The 21440-nt window shown below is 47.6% G+C and carries 17 protein-coding genes; 2 read left to right on the forward strand and 15 right to left on the reverse strand.

What is annotated here, in order from left to right; all coding sequences use genetic code 11:
* The first annotated feature begins 304 nt into the window (after nucleotides 1-304).
* Entirely contained in the window at nucleotides 305-2596 is a 2292-nt protein-coding gene (locus tag EAL2_RS09445; RefSeq protein WP_025436146.1) for a two-component regulator propeller domain-containing protein, read from the forward strand.
* 69 nt (nucleotides 2597-2665) lie between these two features.
* Here EAL2_RS09445 and EAL2_RS09450 read toward each other — a convergent pair whose 3' ends face one another.
* The 14 genes from EAL2_RS09450 to EAL2_RS09515 form a co-directional block, all read right to left on the reverse strand.
* Nucleotides 2666-3310: a dienelactone hydrolase family protein gene (locus EAL2_RS09450; protein WP_025436147.1), complete on the reverse strand. Its 645-nt coding sequence runs from the start codon at nucleotides 3308-3310 to the stop codon at nucleotides 2666-2668.
* 138 nt (nucleotides 3311-3448) lie between these two features.
* Complete coding sequence (locus EAL2_RS09455) at nucleotides 3449-3925, reverse strand: VanZ family protein (protein WP_025436148.1); 477 nt, start codon at nucleotides 3923-3925, stop codon at nucleotides 3449-3451.
* A 183-nt stretch (nucleotides 3926-4108) separates the two neighbouring features.
* Nucleotides 4109-5569 carry a glucose-6-phosphate dehydrogenase gene (gene zwf / locus EAL2_RS09460; protein WP_025436149.1) on the reverse strand — a complete coding sequence of 487 codons (1461 nt, stop codon included), beginning with the start codon at nucleotides 5567-5569 and terminating at the stop codon, nucleotides 4109-4111.
* Between the two features lie 16 nt (nucleotides 5570-5585).
* Entirely contained in the window at nucleotides 5586-6479 is an 894-nt protein-coding gene (gnd, locus tag EAL2_RS09465; RefSeq protein WP_025436150.1) for a phosphogluconate dehydrogenase (NAD(+)-dependent, decarboxylating), read from the reverse strand.
* Entirely contained in the window at nucleotides 6476-6835 is a 360-nt protein-coding gene (locus EAL2_RS09470) for a hypothetical protein (RefSeq protein WP_158408915.1), read from the reverse strand. The genes gnd and EAL2_RS09470 overlap by 4 nt, the downstream gene beginning before the upstream one ends.
* A 124-nt stretch (nucleotides 6836-6959) precedes the next feature.
* Complete coding sequence (locus EAL2_RS09475; protein ID WP_025436152.1) at nucleotides 6960-8330, reverse strand: NCS1 family transporter; 1371 nt, start codon at nucleotides 8328-8330, stop codon at nucleotides 6960-6962.
* Between the two features lie 48 nt (nucleotides 8331-8378).
* Nucleotides 8379-9779 carry a dihydropyrimidinase gene (hydA, locus tag EAL2_RS09480; RefSeq protein WP_025436153.1) on the reverse strand — a complete coding sequence of 467 codons (1401 nt, stop codon included), beginning with the start codon at nucleotides 9777-9779 and terminating at the stop codon, nucleotides 8379-8381.
* Between the two features lie 49 nt (nucleotides 9780-9828).
* Nucleotides 9829-11067, reverse strand: coding sequence for a M20 family metallo-hydrolase (locus EAL2_RS09485; RefSeq protein WP_025436154.1), 1239 nt, complete (start codon nucleotides 11065-11067; stop codon nucleotides 9829-9831).
* A gap of 241 nt (nucleotides 11068-11308) precedes the next feature.
* A complete protein-coding gene (locus EAL2_RS09490; protein ID WP_025436155.1) occupies nucleotides 11309-12712 on the reverse strand; it encodes a sigma-54 interaction domain-containing protein in 1404 nt (467 codons plus the stop codon).
* A gap of 174 nt (nucleotides 12713-12886) precedes the next feature.
* On the reverse strand, nucleotides 12887-14236 hold the full coding sequence (locus tag EAL2_RS09495; RefSeq protein ID WP_025436156.1) for an aspartate aminotransferase family protein: 1350 nt from the start codon (nucleotides 14234-14236) through the stop codon (nucleotides 12887-12889).
* Nucleotides 14237-14279: 43 nt separating this feature from the next.
* Nucleotides 14280-15473, reverse strand: coding sequence for a YkvI family membrane protein (locus tag EAL2_RS09500; RefSeq protein WP_025436157.1), 1194 nt, complete (start codon nucleotides 15471-15473; stop codon nucleotides 14280-14282).
* A gap of 49 nt (nucleotides 15474-15522) precedes the next feature.
* Complete coding sequence (locus tag EAL2_RS09505) at nucleotides 15523-16623, reverse strand: pyridoxal phosphate-dependent aminotransferase (RefSeq protein ID WP_025436158.1); 1101 nt, start codon at nucleotides 16621-16623, stop codon at nucleotides 15523-15525.
* Between the two features lie 265 nt (nucleotides 16624-16888).
* Nucleotides 16889-18565 carry a sigma-54 interaction domain-containing protein gene (locus EAL2_RS09510; protein ID WP_025436159.1) on the reverse strand — a complete coding sequence of 559 codons (1677 nt, stop codon included), beginning with the start codon at nucleotides 18563-18565 and terminating at the stop codon, nucleotides 16889-16891.
* Nucleotides 18566-18634: 69 nt separating this feature from the next.
* Entirely contained in the window at nucleotides 18635-19612 is a 978-nt protein-coding gene (locus tag EAL2_RS09515) for an S-layer homology domain-containing protein (protein ID WP_025436160.1), read from the reverse strand.
* A gap of 124 nt (nucleotides 19613-19736) precedes the next feature.
* Here EAL2_RS09515 and EAL2_RS15830 point away from each other — a divergent pair, with 124 nt between their 5' ends.
* On the forward strand, nucleotides 19737-19865 hold the full coding sequence (locus tag EAL2_RS15830) for a hypothetical protein (RefSeq protein ID WP_278246854.1): 129 nt from the start codon (nucleotides 19737-19739) through the stop codon (nucleotides 19863-19865).
* A 15-nt stretch (nucleotides 19866-19880) separates the two neighbouring features.
* Here EAL2_RS15830 and EAL2_RS09520 read toward each other — a convergent pair whose 3' ends face one another.
* Entirely contained in the window at nucleotides 19881-21290 is a 1410-nt protein-coding gene (locus EAL2_RS09520; protein ID WP_148295982.1) for a phenylacetate--CoA ligase family protein, read from the reverse strand.
* Between the last annotated feature and the right edge of the window lie 150 nt (nucleotides 21291-21440).

Raw genomic sequence — 21440 nt, forward strand, 5'->3', positions numbered from 1 at the left:
TTGTATACCACAGACTCTGTTTCATAAACTACTTTTGCCTTACGGCAGGGCTATCCATCCCCACCCTACGCTCTCACTATCGTGAGCAAGGTGGCCTTGAGAGTGGGGAATTCCGCCCAATTCGTTAAAATATGTGAACGCAAGACGCCTGTTCCTCTTTACAAAAGTCGTCATCTTTCTTATAGTTTTATTATAGCTAATATTTCCTAGTCAGCACTACTTACATATCCAGAACACTTCCTCTTTAGGGAGATGATTTGAGGCTTGAAGGGCTGCGCCCCAAAATTTCAATAGGAGTGATCATATGGCAAAAAAATTCGTTTTGATTTTTTCTTTTATGCTTTCAGTTTTAATTTTTTCATCCTCCGCATTCGCAGAGCAGTGGAGCTCCATAGAAACCAACGGCATTCCTTACATGAATCCCGAAGGAATCTATTTCGACAACTCCGGAGGCAAGTGGATCACCGGACAGGATTCGGATAAAGGCAGCGTGTTTTTATGGTCCGAATCGGGCGATCATCAATACTATAACAGCGAAACCACCGGCGGCAATCTCAAAAATGACGTGCAGGTAAGAGACCTGCTGTTTGACGACAACGGCGCCACATGGTTTGCAACCTGGGGCGATGGCCTTAAGATTAAAAAAGCGGACGGCTCATGGCTTTCCTTCAATCAAAACGACGACTACGAAAGATACATAATGTCAGACGAGGTGCTCCAGATATTCGACGCCGGAGCCGACGGAAAATGGATTCTTACATACCAAGGCGCCTATCTTGTGACTAATGACTACGAGGTCGCAGCAGGCAAAAGCATAATACTCTCAGATTATCATCCCGCCTGCCTGTTTGTAGACAGCAACAAGCACATTTGGATAGGGACTGAATACGGAATCCTCACAGACTCAAAATCAGGCAGCGGCTCTTTTGATTATGTGCACAACGTATATCCAGGCTCAGACATGCCTCCCGCAGACTATTCCCACTGCTTCTCAAGCATATCCCAGGACGGTGAAGGCAATCTCTGGTTTGGAACTAGCAACTACGGAACAGACGGCGTTTACATGCTCAGCGCAGATGGAGAATGGACAAAATACACAGCCTCAAATTCCCCATTCCCTTCAGTTTCAATAACCGACATGGAATACGACAGCTCTTCGGGAACTGTTTGGATGAGCACATACTACGGAGAGCTCATACAGGCTTTGGGGTCAAGTATACAGTCCTATAGCAAGGAAGATCTTGGAATAACAGGGGGCGACTCTATTTTCTCCTTGCGACTCGATTCCGATGGCGGCATTTGGCTTATATGCCACGATTTCATGTCTAGCATATACAAAATATCCCTCGTTGGGGGCGATGCGTCTGGACCCTACAACATAAACACTACATCCACATCTCTTGCAACCTACAGAATACACGACATGGAAATTGACAAGGACGGCGGCCTCTGGGTTGCAGGGGACGAAGGCTCTGTGTCGAGAAGGACTCCTGAAGGCGACTGGATTCAGTACAGAGACCTTGGCGAATACAGCGTTTCGGGACTTGCTGTGGATTCAAACAATGTAATGTACATACTCCCATTAAAGGGTCCTGTAATGGCTTACGACGTCAACAGCGAGAATTGGCTTGAGGTACCCCAGCCGCCCGAGGAAATATTCTATTCCTACGGTGCATACGTAGACTCAAAGGACGGCAAGTGGTTCTACACCTCTGACGGTATTTACTACCTGAGTCCCGACAACAGCAGCTGGGAGATATATACAAGCAGCTCCACCACCGGTGCCATACCTTCCGACATGATAAACTGCGCCTACGAGGACGGCGAAGGCAACATATGGATAGGCACCAGAGAAGGCGCCGCCAGGATGTCTGAAGACGGCTCGTGGGAGGGCTTTTATTCAGGCGAATCCAACTTCATGGGAGGAGACATAACAAGCTTTGTCGAAAACGATCTTGGCGAGCTTTACGCGATAGGCTCCTACGGCGTTCAAATGTATTCTCCTGACGGCTGGACAGACGTGAGCCACACCGACTTCCCGGCTGGAAAAGCGCTCAAAATGAGCAACGGGGACATCTGGGCGGGAACGACTCTTTTGAAAAATGACGGCGGCAAGACCGTCTATGATCACGATTCTACGGGAGGTATATTGCCGGAAAGCAGCTATCTTGGAGGCATACTCAAATCTTCAGCCTATGACCAGGACGGGACAGTATATTTTGCTTATATGTACGACGGGATTAAGCTTGTAAGCGGCCTTGAATGGCCCTCTTCCGAGGACAGAAAGTATACTCCTTGGAGTCCTGCAGCCTCAAGCCCTGTCGACACGGACTACAAATGGAGCATCTCCCTTAGCAAGCCCGCCGACGATTCTACCGTAAACGACTCGAGCATATTCGTATGCAAGAAGGGAAGCAGCGCAAGGCACAGCGTGTCTGTAAGCCTTAATCCTTCCGATTCAAGCATAATAGAGATAACACCTATTACTCTTTACGATTCGTCAGAGGAATATGTCATATACATTGGCGATTCTATAAAAAACGTGGACGGAGAAAATCTTTCAAAGGCTATCAGATTTGAATTCCAGACAAAATAGCTCGAGTGGAGCTTAGCCATCAGAATTCCTTTACTAAAAACAGCCCGGCATATTCGCCGGGCTGTTCTGTTATTTTTCGACTAAATATTTCTCAAACCAGGCTGAGGCGAGCTCCGCAACGCTCTCCAGGGCGCCGCGCTCCTCGAAAAGATGACCGGCCCTTGGCACTATTTTAAGCTCCTTAACGGCGGTGATTTTTTCATACGCCTTTTCGTTGAGCTCCACGACAGTATAGTCATGTCCGCCTACAATAAGGAGCGTAGGCGATTTGACCCTGTCAAGATACGGCAAGGCCATATCAGGCCGCCCTCCCCGGGAAACAACAGCGCCAATCTCATCTCCCAGCGCAGCCGCGGCCTCTACTGCCGCAGCAGCCCCGGTGCTTGCGCCGAAATAACCTATAGAAAACCCTCTCGTATTCTCCTGCTCTTTTATCCATTTTGTAGCCGCAAGCAGACGCCTCGTCAGCAATGCTATATCAAATCGCCTGTCGTAGTCCCTGTCCTCCTGGGGAGTCATAAGGTCCATCAGCAGAGTCCCAAGCCCGTGCTTTCTTAGGACCTGCGCAACATAAGTGTTGCGGGGACTGAACCTGCTGCTGCCGCTTCCGTGGGCGAATATAACTATTCCAACAGCTCCCGGCGGAATCTCCAATATTCCAGGCAGCATTACGTTTCCGTCCGGTATAATTACTGATGCTTCTTTTTTGTCCATGAGATCGCCATCCTTTCAAGTAGCCAATCTTAACACGCCTGCGCACAAACTAATATGCCAAACTAGCATCTGCCGCTATTATACCCGGAATCAAATTTTATACGCAGCAAAGGGCGACCCAGGGCCGCCCTCCTTAGTCTAGAATATTCTTTTCAATCTGCTTATTGCCGGCAGCATACGCCCCGCAACTAGCCCCATGACAACTCCCACGTTGTCCACCAGAACGTCGCGGACTTCACCGCTCCTACCCGGTATGAACGTCTGGTAGTATTCGTCCACAGCAGAAAAGAGTGTCACTACTATATATGCAATAAGATAGCTCCTATAGCCCCTTACTCCAGACATCCTAAGGCACGTTGCCATGAGCACGGCCAAAACAAAGTAGTTGAACATGTGGGCGTTCTTGCGCACGTAGAAGTGCAGCCTGCCGTTGTCTGCTATCTGTATCTTCAGACTCTCCTCCATTTTTTCTACCGCCGGCTCCACCCTTTCAAGCACTGCTTGGCTTTTTCTGTCGGAAATATCAGCCGGGTCGCTTGAAAACGAAACAATCAGCAGCATCCACCCAATGACCATGAGCCATGAAATAATTGAGACCGCTTTTTTACTTTTCAATAAAATCATCCCTTTACAAAAAACACGAGTTGTATATCATACATTATATACTTAATTTCTTTATATATACAGTCCTTGATATTGCCATTTGACCACATGGGTTTTTAAGAGATTTTCTTCTCGAGTGAATCAGCCCTAATGGGGCTTTTTCAGATCTGACTTGTTAAGTTGGTCCTATCGCCTTCACCACCAATGCCTGCCATCCTTTTCGAGCAGCCTGTCGGCTTCCTTTGGCCCGCTGCTTCCCGCGCTATAAAGATGCAAATTTTCCCTCTTTCTGACCTTGCAATCCAGTATACTGTCTATAAGCATCCAGGCTCTTTCAATTTCGTCCCATCTGGCATAAAGCGTGGAATCCCCTTCAAGGACATCATGTATTAACCTCTCATAAGCCTCCGGCGTGAATTTTCTGAATTCGCAGCTTTTGCAGTAGCTCATGCTAAAGGGCACTATCTTGTCGAAGCTGCCAGGCTTTTTCATGTTGAACTGGAGAGATATTCCCTCCTCAGGATATATCTTTATAATCAGCAGATTCGGCGCAAGACCCCTGTAGGCCTCCAAGCCGTATATGCTCGAAAAGTCCTTGAACTCTACAACTATGCCGACAAGCCTCTCATTAAGCCTTTTGCCAGTTCTCACATACACAGACACCCCCTTCCACCTTGCGTTTGACACGTTCAGCTTAAGCGCTGCAAATGTTTCTGTTGCAGAATCCTCTGCCACTTCGCTTTCATGCCTGTAGCCTGCAATATTTTCTCCGTCTATAACACCCTCTGCATACTGACCGATAATAAGGTTCTTGTCTATGTCTTCAGGCGTTATTCCGCTGATTTTTTTTATAATCTTTACTTTCTGGTCACGTATAGCCTCCGGATCAAGGCTTTTGGGGCGTTCCATCATCACAAGGGACATAAGCTGAACTATATGGTTTTGCACCATGTCCCTGAGAGCCCCCGAGTTTTCGTAGTACTCCCCTCTGCCCTCAATCCCAGTGTCCTCAAGTATCGATATCTGTATGTTGTCTATGTGCCTTGAGTTCCACACAGGCTCGAATATGGCATTTGCAAACCTTATGCTCATTATGTTTTGTATCATCTCCTTGCCCAGATAGTGATCAATCCTGTATATGCTCTCTTCGGGAAATGCGCTTCTAATTTCTCTGTTGAGCCTTCTGGCGCTTGCAAGACTGCTGCCAAAGGGTTTTTCTATAACCAGCCTCCTGTAGCTTCCTTCTCCACGTGACATCCCCGAATCCCTCAGATTCTTTACTATGGAGCTGAAATACTCCGGTGATGCGGCAAGATAGTAAACCCTCCCCACCGGCTTTCCATGCAATTTTTCCAAGCCTTCAAGCTCGGATTCGAGCTTCCTGTAATCTTCAATATCCTCAAAGCCCAACCTTCTGTAGTTGAGCCTGCTCTCGAACCTTGCCCATGTCTGCTCATCGTATCCGAATCTAGAATATTTTGAAACGCTGTTCTTTGCCGCAATCTTGAACTCCGCCTGGGCTACATCACCCCTGGCAGCTGCGAATATTGCAAGCCCTTCCGGGAGCATATTTTCGAATTCAAGGTTGTACTGGGCCGGCAGAAGCTTTTTCATGCTAAGGTTCCCGCTTCCTCCAAACAAAACAAAAAAGCACATAATTCACCTCCAGGTTCTACTTTGACACATCGTGTCCGCCGAACTCGCGCCTAAGCGACGATACCACCTTCGCCGAAAAAGAGTCATTGTCATTCGATGCATACCTTGCAAGCAGCGACTGGGTTATAACGCTTGCCGGCACCCCCAGCTCAAGGGCTTCCTGCACCGCCCACAGCCCTTCGCCTGAGGATGCTATTTTGCCCTTTACACCTTCAAGCTGAGGGCTGTTTTGGAAGGCCCTATGGCAGAGCTCCATGAGCCAGCCCCTTATCACCGAGCCGTTGCTCCACACCGCCGCCAGTTTTTCATTGTCAATTGCAAAATCGCTCCTTTGGATTATTTCAAATCCCTCTCCGACGGCCTGGAGCATTCCGTATTCTATTCCGTTATGGACCATCTTGGCAAAATGACCGCTTCCGCTTCTTCCAAGATATGCACAGCCGCCCTTGACGCACAAATCCCCGAACAAGGCCTCAAACCTTTTGAATTCCTCTTCTTCTCCGCCTATCATCATGCAGGCTCCGCTTCTGGCTCCTTCGACTCCGCCGCTTGTGCCCACGTCAATGAAGCCTATGCCTCTTTTTAGGAGTTCATCGTGCCGCCTGATTGAATCCTTGTAGTGGGAGTTTCCCCCATCTATTATTGTGTCGCCCTGCCCCATGCAACGCTTCAATCCATCTATGACAGCTTCGACAGCTTCCCCCGCCGGCACCATCACCCATACGGTCTTTCCATCTCCCAGCCCAGCGCATAGCTCTTCCAGACTTCGCACGGTCCGGACGCCCTCCTTCTTAGCCGCTTCCATGCTTGCCTGCGATATGTCGTATGCTATCACATCATGGCCCTTTTCCATCATATTAAGCATTAGGTTGTAACCCATCTTCCCAAGCCCCACAACACCTAGCCTCATAGGAATCCTCCCTCTGCAATTTCGTATTCGAGCTCATTTGATACCCCCAAAATAAAAGCCAAAGCCGCTATAATAGCTTGTCGCCATCTACGTAAAACTAAAGCTGGCAATCTTATTTCCATGTTGGAATTATACCCTTTAACAAGCTCCCTACTAATTGTTACCCTGTTTTTTTTAAGGAGATTGCATCTGCTTGCATTTCTTATCCTGAAAGGAGCAAATTCATAATGTGTTTGAGAATTTCTCATCAACTGAGAAAGGACTTGTTTTTTAATATCAGTCTTAACGAAAGCCGAATAAAAAACAAGTCCTGTTTTCATGCCCTTTATTTTCTTAACACAGTAACTAATAGACAATATGCATCTGTCTTTTGAAATCTCAAAGCACCTATAAAACAAATAAAAACACGGCCCTATGGCTGCCAAAAGCCTGTAGGACCGTGTTTTTATTTATATGCGTTTTTATCTGGCTTGTTAGCCCTTACACAGCCTTACTTCTCTCAGCCTCAATGCCCTTAGGCGCGAATGAAGACTTGCTGAATGCCGAGTGCTTCATAAGAGCGTAGTATGTCAGGCCTGCAGGTATAAGGCTTATATACCAGGATATCTGAACCTCAAGAGTACCAAACGCCGCTCCTACAGCCACGGCTATAAGACCTGCCCAGTTGATTCCCTTGTATGGCCCGTTCTCGTCGTACAGCTCCTCAATATCCCTTTCGCTGAGCCTCTTGCCCCTTAACATGTAATAGTCAACAACCATTACAGCGAATATAGGTCCAAGGAATATGGAGTATACCTGTATGAAAAGGAAGAAGCCTGATGAGTTGGCTATCATCCAAGGGAATGTGAAGAACGCCAGTATACCTGTTATAACTGCTCCCTTCTTGTATGAAACCTTGAATATGTCCATTATAACGTATGCAGGAGGTATTACGTTCAGCATAACATTTGTAGTTATCTGAGCCACTGCCACAAAGAACAACGACATGAACAGCATGAATGAATTAGGCATAAGCTCTACAAACAGCTTTATAGGGTCCCACTCTCCTGTAACGCCCGCCGCCATAAGTCCTATGAGTGCCATGAAAAGCGTGGTTGGAAGTGTTCCTATAAGGTGTATTATGAACATCATCTTGTTTGAGCTCTTCTTGGAGTACTCCCTCGTATAGTCTCCGATATTGAGCATGAGAGTTGTAAAAACGCCAAGGAATGCAGTTGTTCCTCCCCAGAATGCCATTCCCCAGGTTCCCTTGAAGTCTATAAGATTGCTTTGTATCTGGGCGCCATAAACCTTATTTATAATGAAAAGCATATACCCAAGCGAAACCACTATAACTATTCCGCCCACATTCTCAACCCACTTGATACCTTTGAAACCAAGGGACGCCAAGACTATCTGAAGTATCTGAAAGCCTATGAAGCAAATCATCGGACTGTCAAAGCCTATGGTCTTAATTAGAATACCGTTTATGGCCAGCGCTCCAACCCACGACTGTATTCCAAACCAGAATATTGCAGGAATAGCCCTTACTGCGCATGTTATCTTAGATCCCTTGAATCCGAAAGACTGTCTCGACTGAACTACAAAAGGAATCCCGTACTTGTGGCCTGCCTGCCCATTTATGTTAAAGCACACAGATACTATAAGCGCTGCCAGCGATATGCACGCCATGGCCTGCACCATATTCAGCTTTCCAACAGGCGGTACAAGGCTAGCTCCCAGCATGAAATATCCTATGAAAACGCTGCCACCTATCCATGCAAGCGTATATGAAATGTTGTCCATTACCCTGTGGTGGTTGGGAGCCAAGCTCTCCTCACCGATTACTTTCTGTTGCTCCTGTTTACTCATATCCAGCCCTCCTCAAGCAAAATATATATTCAGCAGTTAATCTACAACTTACTTTTCCATCCTGTCGTAGCAAAGACCATAAGCCTTTCCTTTTACAAGCTCGCCCTTAACGCCATTGCCTACATACTTGCCGCATTCAACTATCTGGTTTCCTCTCAGGAACACCTTCTCAACCCTGCCTATTTGCTCCATGCCTTCGTACGGGCTGTAGTCCACGTTGTGCAGACAAGTCTCATTTGTCATTACACCCTTGTATTCAGGATTGAATATTACAATGTCAGCATCGTATCCAACGGCTATGTGGCCCTTCCTGTCAGCTATACCATTAATCTTTGCAGGAGTTGTCGCGAATATGTCAACCAGCTTCTGCCTTGATATCTTGTTCTTTTCAACGCCGTAGGTCCAAAGCACAGCCAGGCGGTTTTCCAGCCCCGGGGCTCCGTTTGGTATGTCGGTGAAGCAGTCGCGTCCCATGTGCTTTTGCTCCTTCCAGTCGAAGCCGCAGTGGTCTGAGCTTACAGCGTTTAGCCAGCCCATGTCGACAGCGTCCCAAAGCGCCTCATGGTGGTCTGGAGTCCTAAGGGCAGGTGAACATACATACTTGGCCCCCTCAAAGTTCGGCTTTGCAAGGTTCGACTCGTCAAGCACAAGATAATGCGAGCACGTCTCTCCATACACCGGTATTCCTGAAACATATGCGTTTCTTATCTCGTCTATTGCCTCCTTGCAGGATACGTGCACAATATATATTGGGGCTCCCGCCATCTGCGCAAGATATATGGCCCTCTTTGTAGCCTCCGCCTCAACAAGCGGCGGTCTTGAAACAGCATGGTAGTAAGGCTCAGTCTTGCCTTCGGCCACAAGCCTCTTTTGAAGCACATCTATGGCGTCTGCGTTCTCAGCGTGAACCATTATAGTAACTCCCGCATCCTTTGCCGCTATCAGCGCGTTTAATATCGCATCGTCGTCAGCGTGGAAGAACATACCCTTGTATGCCATGAAAAGCTTTATTGTCGAGTATCCCGCGTCAACCAGCTTGTCCATCTCATTGAAAACCTCGGGAGTAGGATCTGTTATTACGCCGTGGAAAGAGTAATCAACCATAGCCACTCCGTCAACCTCGCTCTTTCTGTAGTCCTCAATTGAATCGACAAGCCCTTTGCCCTTTATCTGGTTTACAAACTCAATTACTGTAGTAGTTCCGCCTGCGGCCGCAGCGTTTGAAGTTTCAAAGCCCCTTACCTTCGAGCCCTTGTAGTCGAAAGAAAAGTGAACGTGCTGGTCTATTCCTCCCGGAAGCACATACATTCCCTTTGCGTCCACAACCTCGTCAGCCCCGGAGCCAAGCTCCTTGCCTATAGCCTTTATCTTGCCGCCTTCAACTAGTATGTCGGCTTCGAACTCGTCAAAAGCAGTAACAACAACACCGTTTTTAATTAGCATGCTCATTTTAAAATCCTCCCTGTGAATTCTATTTTGTCTTACAGCCTTGAAATAATTACATTTGGCTTATCTTGACTATCGCTCTAAGCAGAATGTCGCAGCCCAGCTTGATGTGCTCGTACTCCGTAAACTCCTCGGGCACATGGCTCCTTCCGTTCTTGCTGGGCACGAATATCATGCCAACCTCCGTCATTCCCGCAAGCATAGCCGCATCGTGAACAGCTCCGCTGTTCATGCGCATATACGGTATCTCAAGCTCCCTTGCCGACTCCTCAATAGCTCCCGAAACAGCCTTTGAAAGCCTTATGCTCTGTGATGTGCCTATAGGCTCGGACCACATCTTAAGGCCATACTCCCTGGATACATCCTCCATATGCTTTTCTATAAGGCTGGTTGCCATTTCGATGCCCTCGCCTTCGACATCCCTTATGTCAACCGTGAACTCCACCCTTCCCGGTATCACGTTGGGCACATTGGGCTCGCAGTCTATCCTGCCGACCGTTGCCACCGTCGTCGGAAGAGCCCTGCACTTTGCTATCTTCTCTATCTCGCTTATGAGCCTGGCGCTGGCCGCCATGGGATCCTGCCTCATGCCCATAGGAGTAGCTCCCGCGTGGTTTGGAACCCCCTCAGCCACTATCCTTATGGTATTCATGCCCACTATGGCCTCGACTATGCCTATGGGAAGCCCTTCCCGCTCAAGCACGACGCTTTGCTCTATGTGGAGCTCAAACATGGCCTTTACCTCGTCACTTTCCAGCACGTGGTTTTCAACCTGGTCAGGATTGAGCCCGAAGCTCTTTGCAAGCTCGTAGCATGATTCCCCCGAGGGACTCTTAAGGCTGTGCAAATCCGCCACAGTATACTTGCCTGTTATGGCCTTGCTTCCCACCATAGTGGAACCGCAATTGGAGCCCTCCTCCTCGGCGAATATTATTATCTCCACAGGGCACCTGAGCCTTATATCGTTTTCCACAAGCGTCCTTACAGCCTCAATGGCACCTACTACACCCACAACACCGTCGAAGTTGCCTCCGTGGCGAACTGTGTCTATGTGGGAGCCCACAAATATCGCAGGCTGATTTGGCTCCGTGCCCTCCAGCCTGGCCCTTATGTTGCCCACCGCGTCTACCTTTACTGAAAGACCCAGCCTCAGGCACTGGTCTATTACATACTCCTTGGCCATCCTGTCCTCTTTGCTGTATGAAAACCTCGTGCAGCCGTTACCCGGCGTGCTGTTGAATCTGCTGATATCCTCAATTGATGTCCTTATTCTTTGTAAATTGGTTTCCATTTTGTCGTATCACCTCTGCTCCTTCTTTTATTCCTGCCTGGCCAGCATGCCATTATACAGAGCAATTCCCATGCCAAAAGTGTCAAAAAACTTCAAATTTTTTCGCATTTCCAGCAAAACCAACGCCCAGAGCGTTATTTTTTTAATATTCAGAAATTTAATTTTGGACATTTATGTAAAATAAACATAAAAAAGCAAAGGTTCTGATGCACGTTCGCATCAAAACCTTTGCAGCATTGCATCACTTCCCGCCACACCACCTTATCTTATTTAGCTTCCTGACCACCGTTGACTGGTCTATTTCAAGGGCCTGTGCTATTTTCCGAGTTGAGCCGTACTTTTCAAGAGCCTTCAGCAGTAGCCTCTCCTCCACCTCTTCAAGAGCCTGTTTCAATGGCACTACGTCTCCCACCATGAGCTTGAAACTACTCTCTCCGGGGAGAATGTCAAGCACATGGCTCTCGTCTATTACGCCTCCAACACTTGTTATTACAAGTCTTTCAACTATGTTCTCAAGCTCCCTTGTGTTGCCCGGCCAATCATGATGCAAAATCGCATCGTAAGCCCTGGGGGAAAACTGCTTTTTGACTCCGTACTTTTCGTTGAACTTGTCCAAAAAGCTTCCTGCCAGCATCAGTATGTCCTCAGGCCTCTCCCGGAGCGCAGGTATGTGTATGGGCATGACGTTTAGCCTATAATAGAGATCGCTCCTGAATCTGCCCTCGTCTGAAAAACTCTTTAAATCCCTGTTCGTAGCCGCAATTATCCTGGCGCTTACCTTAAAGGGCTTTGTGCCCCCAACCCTGAAGGCCGCCTTCTCCTCCAGCACAGTAAGGAGTTTCACCTGAAGCTGCAGCGGCAGCTCACCTATTTCATCCAGGAATATGGTCCCGTCTGCCGCAATCTCAAAGAGACCCTTCTTGCCGTCCTTGCTTGCCCCTGTGAAAGCGCCCTTCTCATAGCCGAAAAGCTCCGACTCCAGGAGGTTTTCAGGTATGGCTCCGCAGTTTATCTGAACAAAGGGCCTTTCCCTCCTTCTGCTTATGTTGTGTATAGCCTTTGCTATGTGGCCCTTGCCTACTCCTGTGTCGCCAGTGAGAAGCACCGTGGCGTCAAGATCGGCTATATGGGTTATGGTTTCGATTATCTTTTTCATGCTGGCGCTGCTTGCGACTATATCGCTTTTTTCTACGCTTCTTCGCTTTTTGAGCTCCTCGCTGTACCAGCCCAGAAGATGCTGAGCCTCCTCCATCTGGCTGCTTAGCTTTTCAACCTCCGTTATGTCCCTTGATATATTGATGACACCGCTTAGCGCGCCGTCATCGTCGAACATGGGTATTCCAGTTACTATTAGCCGCCTTCCGCCTCCCGTGTCCTGGACCATCGTGGTCTTCATCCTGTTTTCAAGCACCATCTTGGTTACCGACTTGCTGAACACGCCTTCCTCCTCAAGCACATAGCAGGTCTTGCCCACAACCTCGGATATCGGCCTTCCGAATATGCTCTCGCAGGAATTGCTCACAGTCAGGAACATCCCCTTCTCGTCCGTTATAGTAATCTCATCGAACGTAGCCTCCATTATAAGCTTGAACGCCCTATAATTCTTCTCGTAAAAATCGAAAAGCTCCCTCGAAACCGTCTTCATAGCTGTCCTCCAGTAAAGTATATATAATTGCAATTGTACAAAAAATTCTCATAATAATCAATGATGCTTGCAAAATACCATAAAATCTCAGAGCATGTTGTATTCAACAAACAATCCTAACGACAAAAAGGAGAATCAACTAAAGTCGATTCTCCCTGATGTGGGCTTTTTCATTTACCAGCCTTTGGACTCTTCCAACACTGAGTCGGGTATGTCACCTCTGACATATTCTTGTATGGCCTCTTCCATTATGGCAAGCCCTCTGTCTATCTCGTCCTTCTCAATTACAAGCGGCGGCTGCACCCTGAGCACATTCCCCGCGAAGAATGTGAGTATAAGCCCTTTCTCCCAGCACCTGTAGCTTATCTTAGTGGCAGCTTCCCTGTTTCTCTCGCCGCTGCTGTCAGTCACAAGCTCTACCCCTATAGAAAGCCCCAGCCCCCTTACATCTCCTATTATTTCATACTTTTCCTTCATTTCATTCAGTTTTTCCATCATGTATTCCCCAAGCAGCCTTGACCTCTCCACAAGTCCTTCGCCACTTATCGTGTCGATTGTTGCAATTGCGGCGCTGCAGCATACGGGGTTGCCGTTCATCGTGAAAAGATGCGCCGGCGCATCAAGCGAGTCCATTATCTCCTTTCTTGCAACCAATGCGCTTATTGGCATTCCGGACGCTATGGCCTTGCCCATAACTATTATGTCGGGCTCAACTCCGAAATGCTCTATCCCGAACCACCTTCCGCTCCTTCCAAAACCCTGCTGAACCTCCTCGCTTATAAAGAGTATCCCGTTTTCCTTGCAAAGCTCGTGCAGCCTCCTTACATACTGAACGGGCGGCACTATTATCCCCGCGTCTCCCGCAATAGGCTCCATAACCACTCCTGCCACGTCCTCGGCAGGAAGGAAATTCTCAAATGCGTCCTCAAGCTGCTTTATGCACTCCATAGAGCATTCGTCCTTTTTATGGCCGAGTGGACACCTGTAGCAGTCCGGATACGGAATGTGGTGCACATCCCCCAGCCCCGGCCCTATCTTGCGCCTCATATTCAGGCTTATAGCGCTCAAAGAAAGGGATCCGAAGGTCGAGCCGTGGTAAGCCTTTATGAAAGATACCATCTTCCTTCTTCCAGTATACGCGCGAGCCAGCTTTATGGCTCCGTCGTTGGCGTCCGAGCCTGTGAGGCCAAGCAGCACGCGCTTTTCAAAATCTCCGGGCGTTATCTGCACAAGCCTTCTGGCGAGCTCCACCTGGGGCACGTTGTACATGTAGGCAGTAGTATAGTGTATGAAATCGTCTAGCTGCTTTTTCATGGCGTTTACCACGTTCTCGTGGGCATGGCCCGTATTGAGAGCGGCCGCGCTCGATAGAAAATCTATATACTCGTTTCCGTCGGCATCCTCCACCACAGATCCCTTGGCCCTTTTTACAGCCAAAGGATAGTAGTGTATTCTGGAAGCCTTCGCTATGAAATTGCTGTCTTCACCGCATATACTCCTGCATCTGTCGCGCTTTATGTCCATTCCAATCCCTCCATCAGTATATTCTCCCAGGCAAGTCTACCCTCTATTCTGCCTCCTGTATCTCCCTTGCGTACTGAACCTTTTCAGCAACCTTCCTGTCGTGGCTTATTATCTTGTATACTCCAACAGTCATAAGCGGAATGGCATATACGAGTATCATTCCGTATGCCATTAGAGTGTAGCCCTTGCCTATGAGGTCTATTATGCCTATCTTCGAGAGAGCCATCGCAAGGACGAGCACTCCCATTGTAAGAGCAGCCTTTTGAGCATTGCTCATTGATTTTTTGCCCGTGTCACAAAGGCCCGCATCAATCCTCTCAACGAGAGCATGCAGCACACCTGTCGAAGTCTCTATAAGAGTCCAGCCCATTACAACGCCGAATACCATTATCACCCACGAGCCTGCCGTTTGCTGAAGCATTACAAGCCATGGAACTCCTGCCTCTATCACGTCTTTTGACGGATAGTGGCCCATTATGGCAAAGTAAGTCATAAACCAGGGTATCGTCATGAGCACGCCAGATATTACGCCTGATATTACGGTTTCTTTCCTTGTCGTCTGCCTCTCCAGAGTAAAAAGCGTTGCCGGATAAACAGCGAGATTGTATCCAACATAGACTATTCCCGTCCAGAGCACGGCGCCTACGCCCACATTGCCCTGCATGTAGCTTGTGTCAGCATTTGAGAATACATTCTGTATGTTCCCCTTTGTCGCCGATATTACAATAACGCTGAATATTATGTATCCTACATAGAGCGCTATTGTTCCGTATGTTTCGAATCTTTCAATCAGCCAGCCGCCGTAGAAGTTTAGTATTCCAACCAGCACCGCCACGCCGCCAACACCCAGCCAGTACGGAAGCCCGAGAGTCTGGCTCACAATTTCTCCCGTGGCCGAAGACATTACTGCTATTATGAGTATGCACAGGAGTATATATATCACATCGTAGAGCACGCTGAATCTTCCTGCAAACTGCCTTACAAGCGACTTGTAGTCATAAGTCCTGTATATTCTGGCAACCTCGAAAGTAAGGACGCTCATAAGCGTGAAGCCGATGAATATGCCTATCCCTCCAAGCCATCCCAAAGCTCCGAACTTGGCTCCGAAGGCCACAATCTCTCTGCCTGTGGCGTAGCCTCCTCCTATAAGAACAGACTGGAGCACTATCCCGGGTACAAAATATCTTCCAAATGCGCCTTCAAAAAATCCCTTTTTCCCTTTTGCCGTCTTTTCCATTGTTTTCCCTCCTCGTATGGTTATAATATGGTTTTGCACACTACAGCTATCAAATGCCTTCTTCAATTCGTCTTAAAGCCTCAAGCAGCCTGCCTGTCTCCCTAGGAACCCGAAGCCGCACATGATTTTTTCCAAGATTCACAAAATCAGAACCCGACTCAGTGAGCACGCCATTTTCAATCAACAGCCCTTTAAAATCAGTATCGTGATCCGGGTGCTCCAGAGTCATGATAGGTACTCTCATGCTGGTATGCATGACTTTTATGCCATAACATGAATCTATAATTGCCTCTTTGTTCGCCTTGACCCTCTCCGCCGAATCCTTCAAGAAAGCCTCGTCCCCAAGCGCCAAAACTGCCGCCAAGTGTCCTGGAGAGCTTATCCCAAATGGCGTATCTACTCTCCTGTATAAATCCGCGAACTCTTCCGAGCAAACGGCATAACCCACTCTTAATCCTGCGAGCCCAAAGCCCTTTGAAAATGATCTTACGACTATCAGGTTTTCATAATCTCCAACTAGCGAAACCGCCGAATTCTCTTTGTCCATGAAATCACCATACGCCTCGTCCACAATAGCCCACACGCCCTGCCTTTTCGCTTCCCTGACTATGGATTCAATATCTGACAGCTCCAGCACCTGCCCGGTGGGGTTGTTTGGATTGTCGATGTACAGCGCACCATATCCTCCGCCGACCCTTCCCTTGAACTCCGATGCGTCAAACCTTAGCTTCCTTTCCCTTCTAAGATCCACCTGCTCATACGTTCCGCAGTTGACCCTGACGCAATGGGCATAGTCTGTAAACTGAGGGCAGTATCCGAGCACCCTGGTGCCAGAATCGACTATCATGCCGCTTACCTTGCTGAGTATTGATATGGAACCGTTTCCGATGATGACGTTGCCGGAAACTATTCCGGCTTGACCCTTCCAATAGCTGCAAATTGCCTCCCTAAGCGTTTTATACGGATGATTCGGATATGAGTTTACGTTCGCTTTGCCGAGTTCGCCCCACAGGTGTATCTGCTCCGAGCAGCCGAAGGGATTAGTCCCAAGCGAGCAGTCTACAAGGCCGTCTGATAATAGGTCTTCGTTGTCGTCCTTGACATAGCTTGTTCTCTCAATGCCTTCAATGTTTTTCTTGAGTTTAAGCACACTTCATCCCCCCCTTCCTAAAAAGTTATTCAGCCTCTGACACAATATAAAGCAATTTGCGTGCCAACTTTTCCTTTTTTAAAAAAATCTCCAAAGCCCTCTGTTTGCATCTCATTCAAAAATCACGCAAATATTTTGAACAAAAAAAAGCGCCGGCAAAGTGTAAATAGTTTACACTTTGCCGGCGCTTTTAACGCCCCTTTTAATTTTTTAACCGGTCATCCCAAAGAATCCAGCCAGTGTAAGCACTTTACATGTAAAGCATTTACACCAACTTGATGCCGTACTTTTTGAGCAGCTTGTACAGCGTCGGTCTCGAAATTCCCAGAAATTCAGCCGCTTTTTTCTTGTTACCTTCCATAGACAACATTGTTTCCGAAAGCATATCCCTGCTTATGTTTACGCTGCTCCTGCTTACCACCTCATCATACCTTGATTCCCTTATCCCGCCCTTAAGCAGCGTCTTCTCATCTATCTCATCGTCAATACACATAAAAAGCGCCCTGGACATGGCATTTTCAAGCTCCCTTACATTCCCGGGCCAGCTGTAGTTTAAAAGCATCTCCTTTGCACCCTCTGTTATCCTCGCAATATTCTTGCCCGTCTTCGCGGCAATCTTGCCTATGAAATACTCCGCAAGAAGAAGGATATCTTCTCCCCGCTCCCTAAGCGGCGGCGTTTCAAGCAGCAGCACCTTGAGCCTGTAGTAAAGGTCCCTTCTGAAATCGCCCGCCTCAGCAAGCTCTTCAAGCCTCCTGTTTGTAGCAGCAATCACCCTGACATCTATCTTTACAGGGTTGTTGCCTCCTATCCTTGTCACGCACATGGTTTCAAGAACCCTCAGGAGCTTTGCCTGCAAATGCAGCTGCATTTCGCCGATTTCGTCCAGGAAAATCGTCCCTCCGCTGGCTAGCTCGAATTTCCCCTGCTTGCCACCCTTTTGTGCTCCCGTGAAGGCTCCCTCCTCGTACCCGAAAAGCTCGCTGTCAATGAGCTCGTTTGGAAAGTTTGCACAGTTGAGCGCTATGAAAGGCCCTTCCGCCCTGTCGCTGTAGTTGTGCATCGACTGGGCTATAAGCTCCTTTCCAGTTCCGCTCTCACCTAGTATCAGCACCGTCTCGTCGCTTCTTGCAAATACCTTCGCATGCTCTACCAGTTCATGCATCTTTCTGCTGTTTCCCTGAATGTCGCCGAACGTGAAAAACGCCTGATACCCTGCGATGCTGTTGGCAAGCTTCCTGGAACGCTCTATGCTCCTGAATATGTCTATGGCGCCTATCACCTCGCCCGAGTCGGAATACACAGGATAGCCCGAGTTTATGAAATGGAACTTCCTGTCCTTATACTTGAGGAAATACTCAACGTCTATTATGCTCTTTTTATTCTTTAATATCTCCAGCAGCATGGGCTTCCCGGTAGTCAGCTCCTCGAGATTTCCATTGTAAAGCTCCTCTTTGTTTGTCCCCAGTATCTCAAAGCAGGCCCTGTTGGCGTACATCACCTTACCCGTTCTGTCACAGTAAGATATCGCATCGTTTACATTGTCCAGCGCCCTTAGAACCATATCCCCGCTCTCCGAGTGCCTTCTCGATACTCCATGCGAATCCTCTATCATTCCAGCAGCCGTCTGCAGTGAGTCTCCATCCACCCCTACGCCGCAAAGCAAACAAGTCTTATCTCCGTCAAGTCCAAGGCATATGCATTCCGTGCCCTCTGCTTTTTCAAAAACGCAGCCTGCATACTCCTCTCTAAAGGAAGCCCTTCCCAGGTCATATGCGCACATCACCCTGTACTCTTCGTCCACAAGCAGCAGCATACCATCATCAGCCTTTGAGTATTTAGCCGCCAATCCGAAGCAGTCCCTTGCAAGCTCGTATCCATATTCGACAAAGCAGCCTTTGCCCCTTGAAAAATATCGTGAATAATCGCCTGATTTAACCATGACTAACACCACTCCATACAAATAGTTATAAGTAAAAGCCCGGCATTCACCGGGCTTTTACTTCAATCACTACTGCGCTTCAAGCAGTCTTTCTACTATTGTTGCTGCTTCGGCTCTTGTGGCAGTTTCAGCAGGAGCTATCCTGTCAGCCTGCTTGCCCTTTATGAGCCCTAGCATCAGAGCTTTTTCCATTCTTTCTCTTGCCCATTCAGAAACAGTATCCCAATCCTTGTATATCTGAGTTCTATCCCTAATCTGGTCCTGATCCATATCCATATCCTGAAGCTTAAGGGCATCCACCATCATCTTTACCATCTGTTCCCTTGTGATCTTGCCGTCCGGGTTGAATGTGTCAGCATCCAAGCCTTCAACTATACCGTTGGCATATGCGGTCATAACATATGCGTAGTGCCAGTCTCCCTTCGCAACGTCCGTAAAATCCGGAGACTTGGCTCCCTCAGGCATTGTCATCTCAAGACCTCTAACAAGAAGCGCCACGAACTCCGCCCTTGTAACAGTCCCTTCAGGATCGTATGTCACATCGTCCCTTCCGCTTATAATTCCACCGCCTGCAAGCTTGGCAACAGTATTTTCAGCCCAGTGATTGTTCATATCCTTGAACCTGTAGTTCATCTGCTTTGAAAGCTCATAATATTTGAGGGCTATATCCCTAATAGCGTCGTAGTCCTCGGCCTCCATAGCCTCCATCAGGGCATCTACGTCCTCACCAGTCATCGCCTTTAGTATTACAAGCTGAGCGACTATCTCGTCAGGGTCATATCCCGCCTCAATAGCCATGTTTCTTAGCTGCTCCGTAAGCTGGAGCCTTACTGCGTTTTGAAGACCCTCTACATCAGGGTTTTCCTTGTCCATATAGAGTCTGAAGGTTTCCCTTATAGTTTCCCTGTACTGGGCATTTCCCTCTTTTTTCGCCTCATTGATTGCGCCTTGAATGCTCCCCATTTGCGGGCCTGCCGCATACGCCATGGCCCCGCCGCTTATCATTACACCCACAAGCGCTGCCGATACAATTCTTTTAATATTCATATTATCGCCATCCTTTCATAATCTAATTAGCCATAACAGAAACAGTTTTTCTATAGAATCACGCCTGTCGCGACTCAGTATAAGCACAGGCGCTTTCCACATGCGTACATTCATATGTTCACACATGCGTACATTCATATGTTCATATGATACCCATATTTTTATTCCAATCAACTTTTTAATGTTGAATCTGTCACTTGTGGACATAGCAGACTACGACCTGCCGCTGCTTGACGAGCCTATACCATATTGACTTGTTGACCGGCGTCTAATCTTTTAACGGTATTATCAGCTTAAATTTTCCTGTCTTCGGATCATTTGGTATGTCTTCCACGGTATTTATTTCATATCCGACAAAATCCGCCAAGTTCTTCATGTTCAGTATTTTATCCATTCTGTTTTTGATTCTTGAAACCGCAGCATCCTTATCTCCTCGGATTATTACATTCAGCCTCAAATAGTTTTTCTCCGTCTGAACAACTTGAAGCTTTTCAAGTCCTTCAACTATGAATTCTATGAACAACACCGGATTGAGGGACTCCTTGCTCCCATTCGGCTTTTCAAAATATAGAAACTCCTCTTCGCGCCCTGCTACTTTGCTAGCTAGAGGAAAAGACCATCCACAGGAACATACTCCTTCGCCTAAAACTATTTCATCATCCATCCTGTAGCGTATCAGCGGCTGCGTATAATTGTACAGGTTTGTGAGCACAAGGTTCCCTGACTCTCCCGGTCCTGCCGGCTCTCCATTTTTCTTTATGACCTCGAAAATATGCCAGTCGTTAAAAAGATGGAGTCCTCTGTGGACGTCACACTGCGTTGCCATTCCTATGGATTCGGAAGCCGCATAGAAGTCATGCGGTTTAACGCCGAAAGCCTTATTAATAATCTCCGACATACTTTCTGTCATAGGGTCTGCAGAGCAGAGTATCCTTTTAGGCTTGATTTTCAATCTGCCACTTAGCTGCTCCAGCGCAAGGAAATACACTCCAGAAGCATAGCCGCTGAGGCTGTCGGGCATGAAATCATTCAGAAGCTCAACCGATTCCTTTATGGGCCTGTTTATATCAACCGGGAGAAAATCAAACAGCAGCCTCGGTGCATCCTTAGTGAGGCTTATCCCAGCATAATGTCCATCTAACGCTCCTATAAAAGCAAGCTTCGTCCTTTTGAACAGGCGGAATTTATCCTTTGATACCCGGGTTATTGCAATCGCCTTGAGCATAGACCAGTCGTTCGGCCCATAAACAAATATACCAATCCTTCCTGATGAGCCGGACGTATGGATAACCTCATACAGCCCTTTGTACTTTTTGTCTATCATGCTAGGATCGCTCACAAACCGCTCCAGCTCATCTCTTTTCAAATTCTTGTCACACACAAACTGATCGAAATTATCCATCATTATTTTCTTGTCTATTATAGGCAAGTCTTTCAGTGAGATCTGGTCGATTTTTTCAATGTCGACGCCATGTTCCTGGTAATAATTTCTGTAGAACTCAGACTTTCGAATCACATGCCTTAATACCTTGATAAACCGCTCACGCTGCAAAGCTTCCAACTCATCAACGCCCAGAGTCTCCGCCCTTTTCAGCTGATTCATCTTAAGCAATATATTCACTGCAGACAATTCATATCTGTCTTTTATCCCCATGAAGTCACCCACTTTCCATACCATATTGCCCCGCATCTGGCTGTCATCTAATTACAATCTTCTTATACCCTCATTCTGAATGTTTACTTTAGTGCCTTCGCACTAAAATAAGGCAACCGGCGTCAATGATATCATCGAAAAGTATACTGAATACGAGGAACCATCCCCTTGCAA

This window comes from Peptoclostridium acidaminophilum DSM 3953 (genome assembly GCF_000597865.1).
Classification (GTDB): Bacteria; Bacillota; Clostridia; order Peptostreptococcales; family Peptostreptococcaceae; genus Peptoclostridium_A; species Peptoclostridium_A acidaminophilum.

Coding starts and splice junctions, on each gene's coding strand:
- EAL2_RS09510 (WP_025436159.1), bottom strand. CDS start 18,565: ATGGTTAAATCAGGCGATTATTCACGATATTTTTCAAGGGGCAAAGGC.
- EAL2_RS09475 (WP_025436152.1), bottom strand. CDS start 8,330: ATGAGTAAACAGGAGCAACAGAAAGTAATCGGTGAGGAGAGCTTGGCT.
- EAL2_RS09445 (WP_025436146.1), top strand. CDS start 305: ATGGCAAAAAAATTCGTTTTGATTTTTTCTTTTATGCTTTCAGTTTTA.
- hydA (WP_025436153.1), bottom strand. CDS start 9,779: ATGAGCATGCTAATTAAAAACGGTGTTGTTGTTACTGCTTTTGACGAG.
- zwf (WP_025436149.1), bottom strand. CDS start 5,569: ATGTGCTTTTTTGTTTTGTTTGGAGGAAGCGGGAACCTTAGCATGAAA.
- EAL2_RS09490 (WP_025436155.1), bottom strand. CDS start 12,712: ATGAAGACGGTTTCGAGGGAGCTTTTCGATTTTTACGAGAAGAATTAT.
- EAL2_RS09485 (WP_025436154.1), bottom strand. CDS start 11,067: ATGGAAACCAATTTACAAAGAATAAGGACATCAATTGAGGATATCAGC.
- EAL2_RS09520 (WP_148295982.1), bottom strand. CDS start 21,290: ATGGTATGGAAAGTGGGTGACTTCATGGGGATAAAAGACAGATATGAA.
- EAL2_RS15830 (WP_278246854.1), top strand. CDS start 19,737: ATGCGTACATTCATATGTTCATATGATACCCATATTTTTATTCCAATC.
- EAL2_RS09450 (WP_025436147.1), bottom strand. CDS start 3,310: ATGGACAAAAAAGAAGCATCAGTAATTATACCGGACGGAAACGTAATG.
- gnd (WP_025436150.1), bottom strand. CDS start 6,479: ATGAGGCTAGGTGTTGTGGGGCTTGGGAAGATGGGTTACAACCTAATG.
- EAL2_RS09515 (WP_025436160.1), bottom strand. CDS start 19,612: ATGAATATTAAAAGAATTGTATCGGCAGCGCTTGTGGGTGTAATGATA.
- EAL2_RS09495 (WP_025436156.1), bottom strand. CDS start 14,236: ATGGACATAAAGCGCGACAGATGCAGGAGTATATGCGGTGAAGACAGC.
- EAL2_RS09500 (WP_025436157.1), bottom strand. CDS start 15,473: ATGGAAAAGACGGCAAAAGGGAAAAAGGGATTTTTTGAAGGCGCATTT.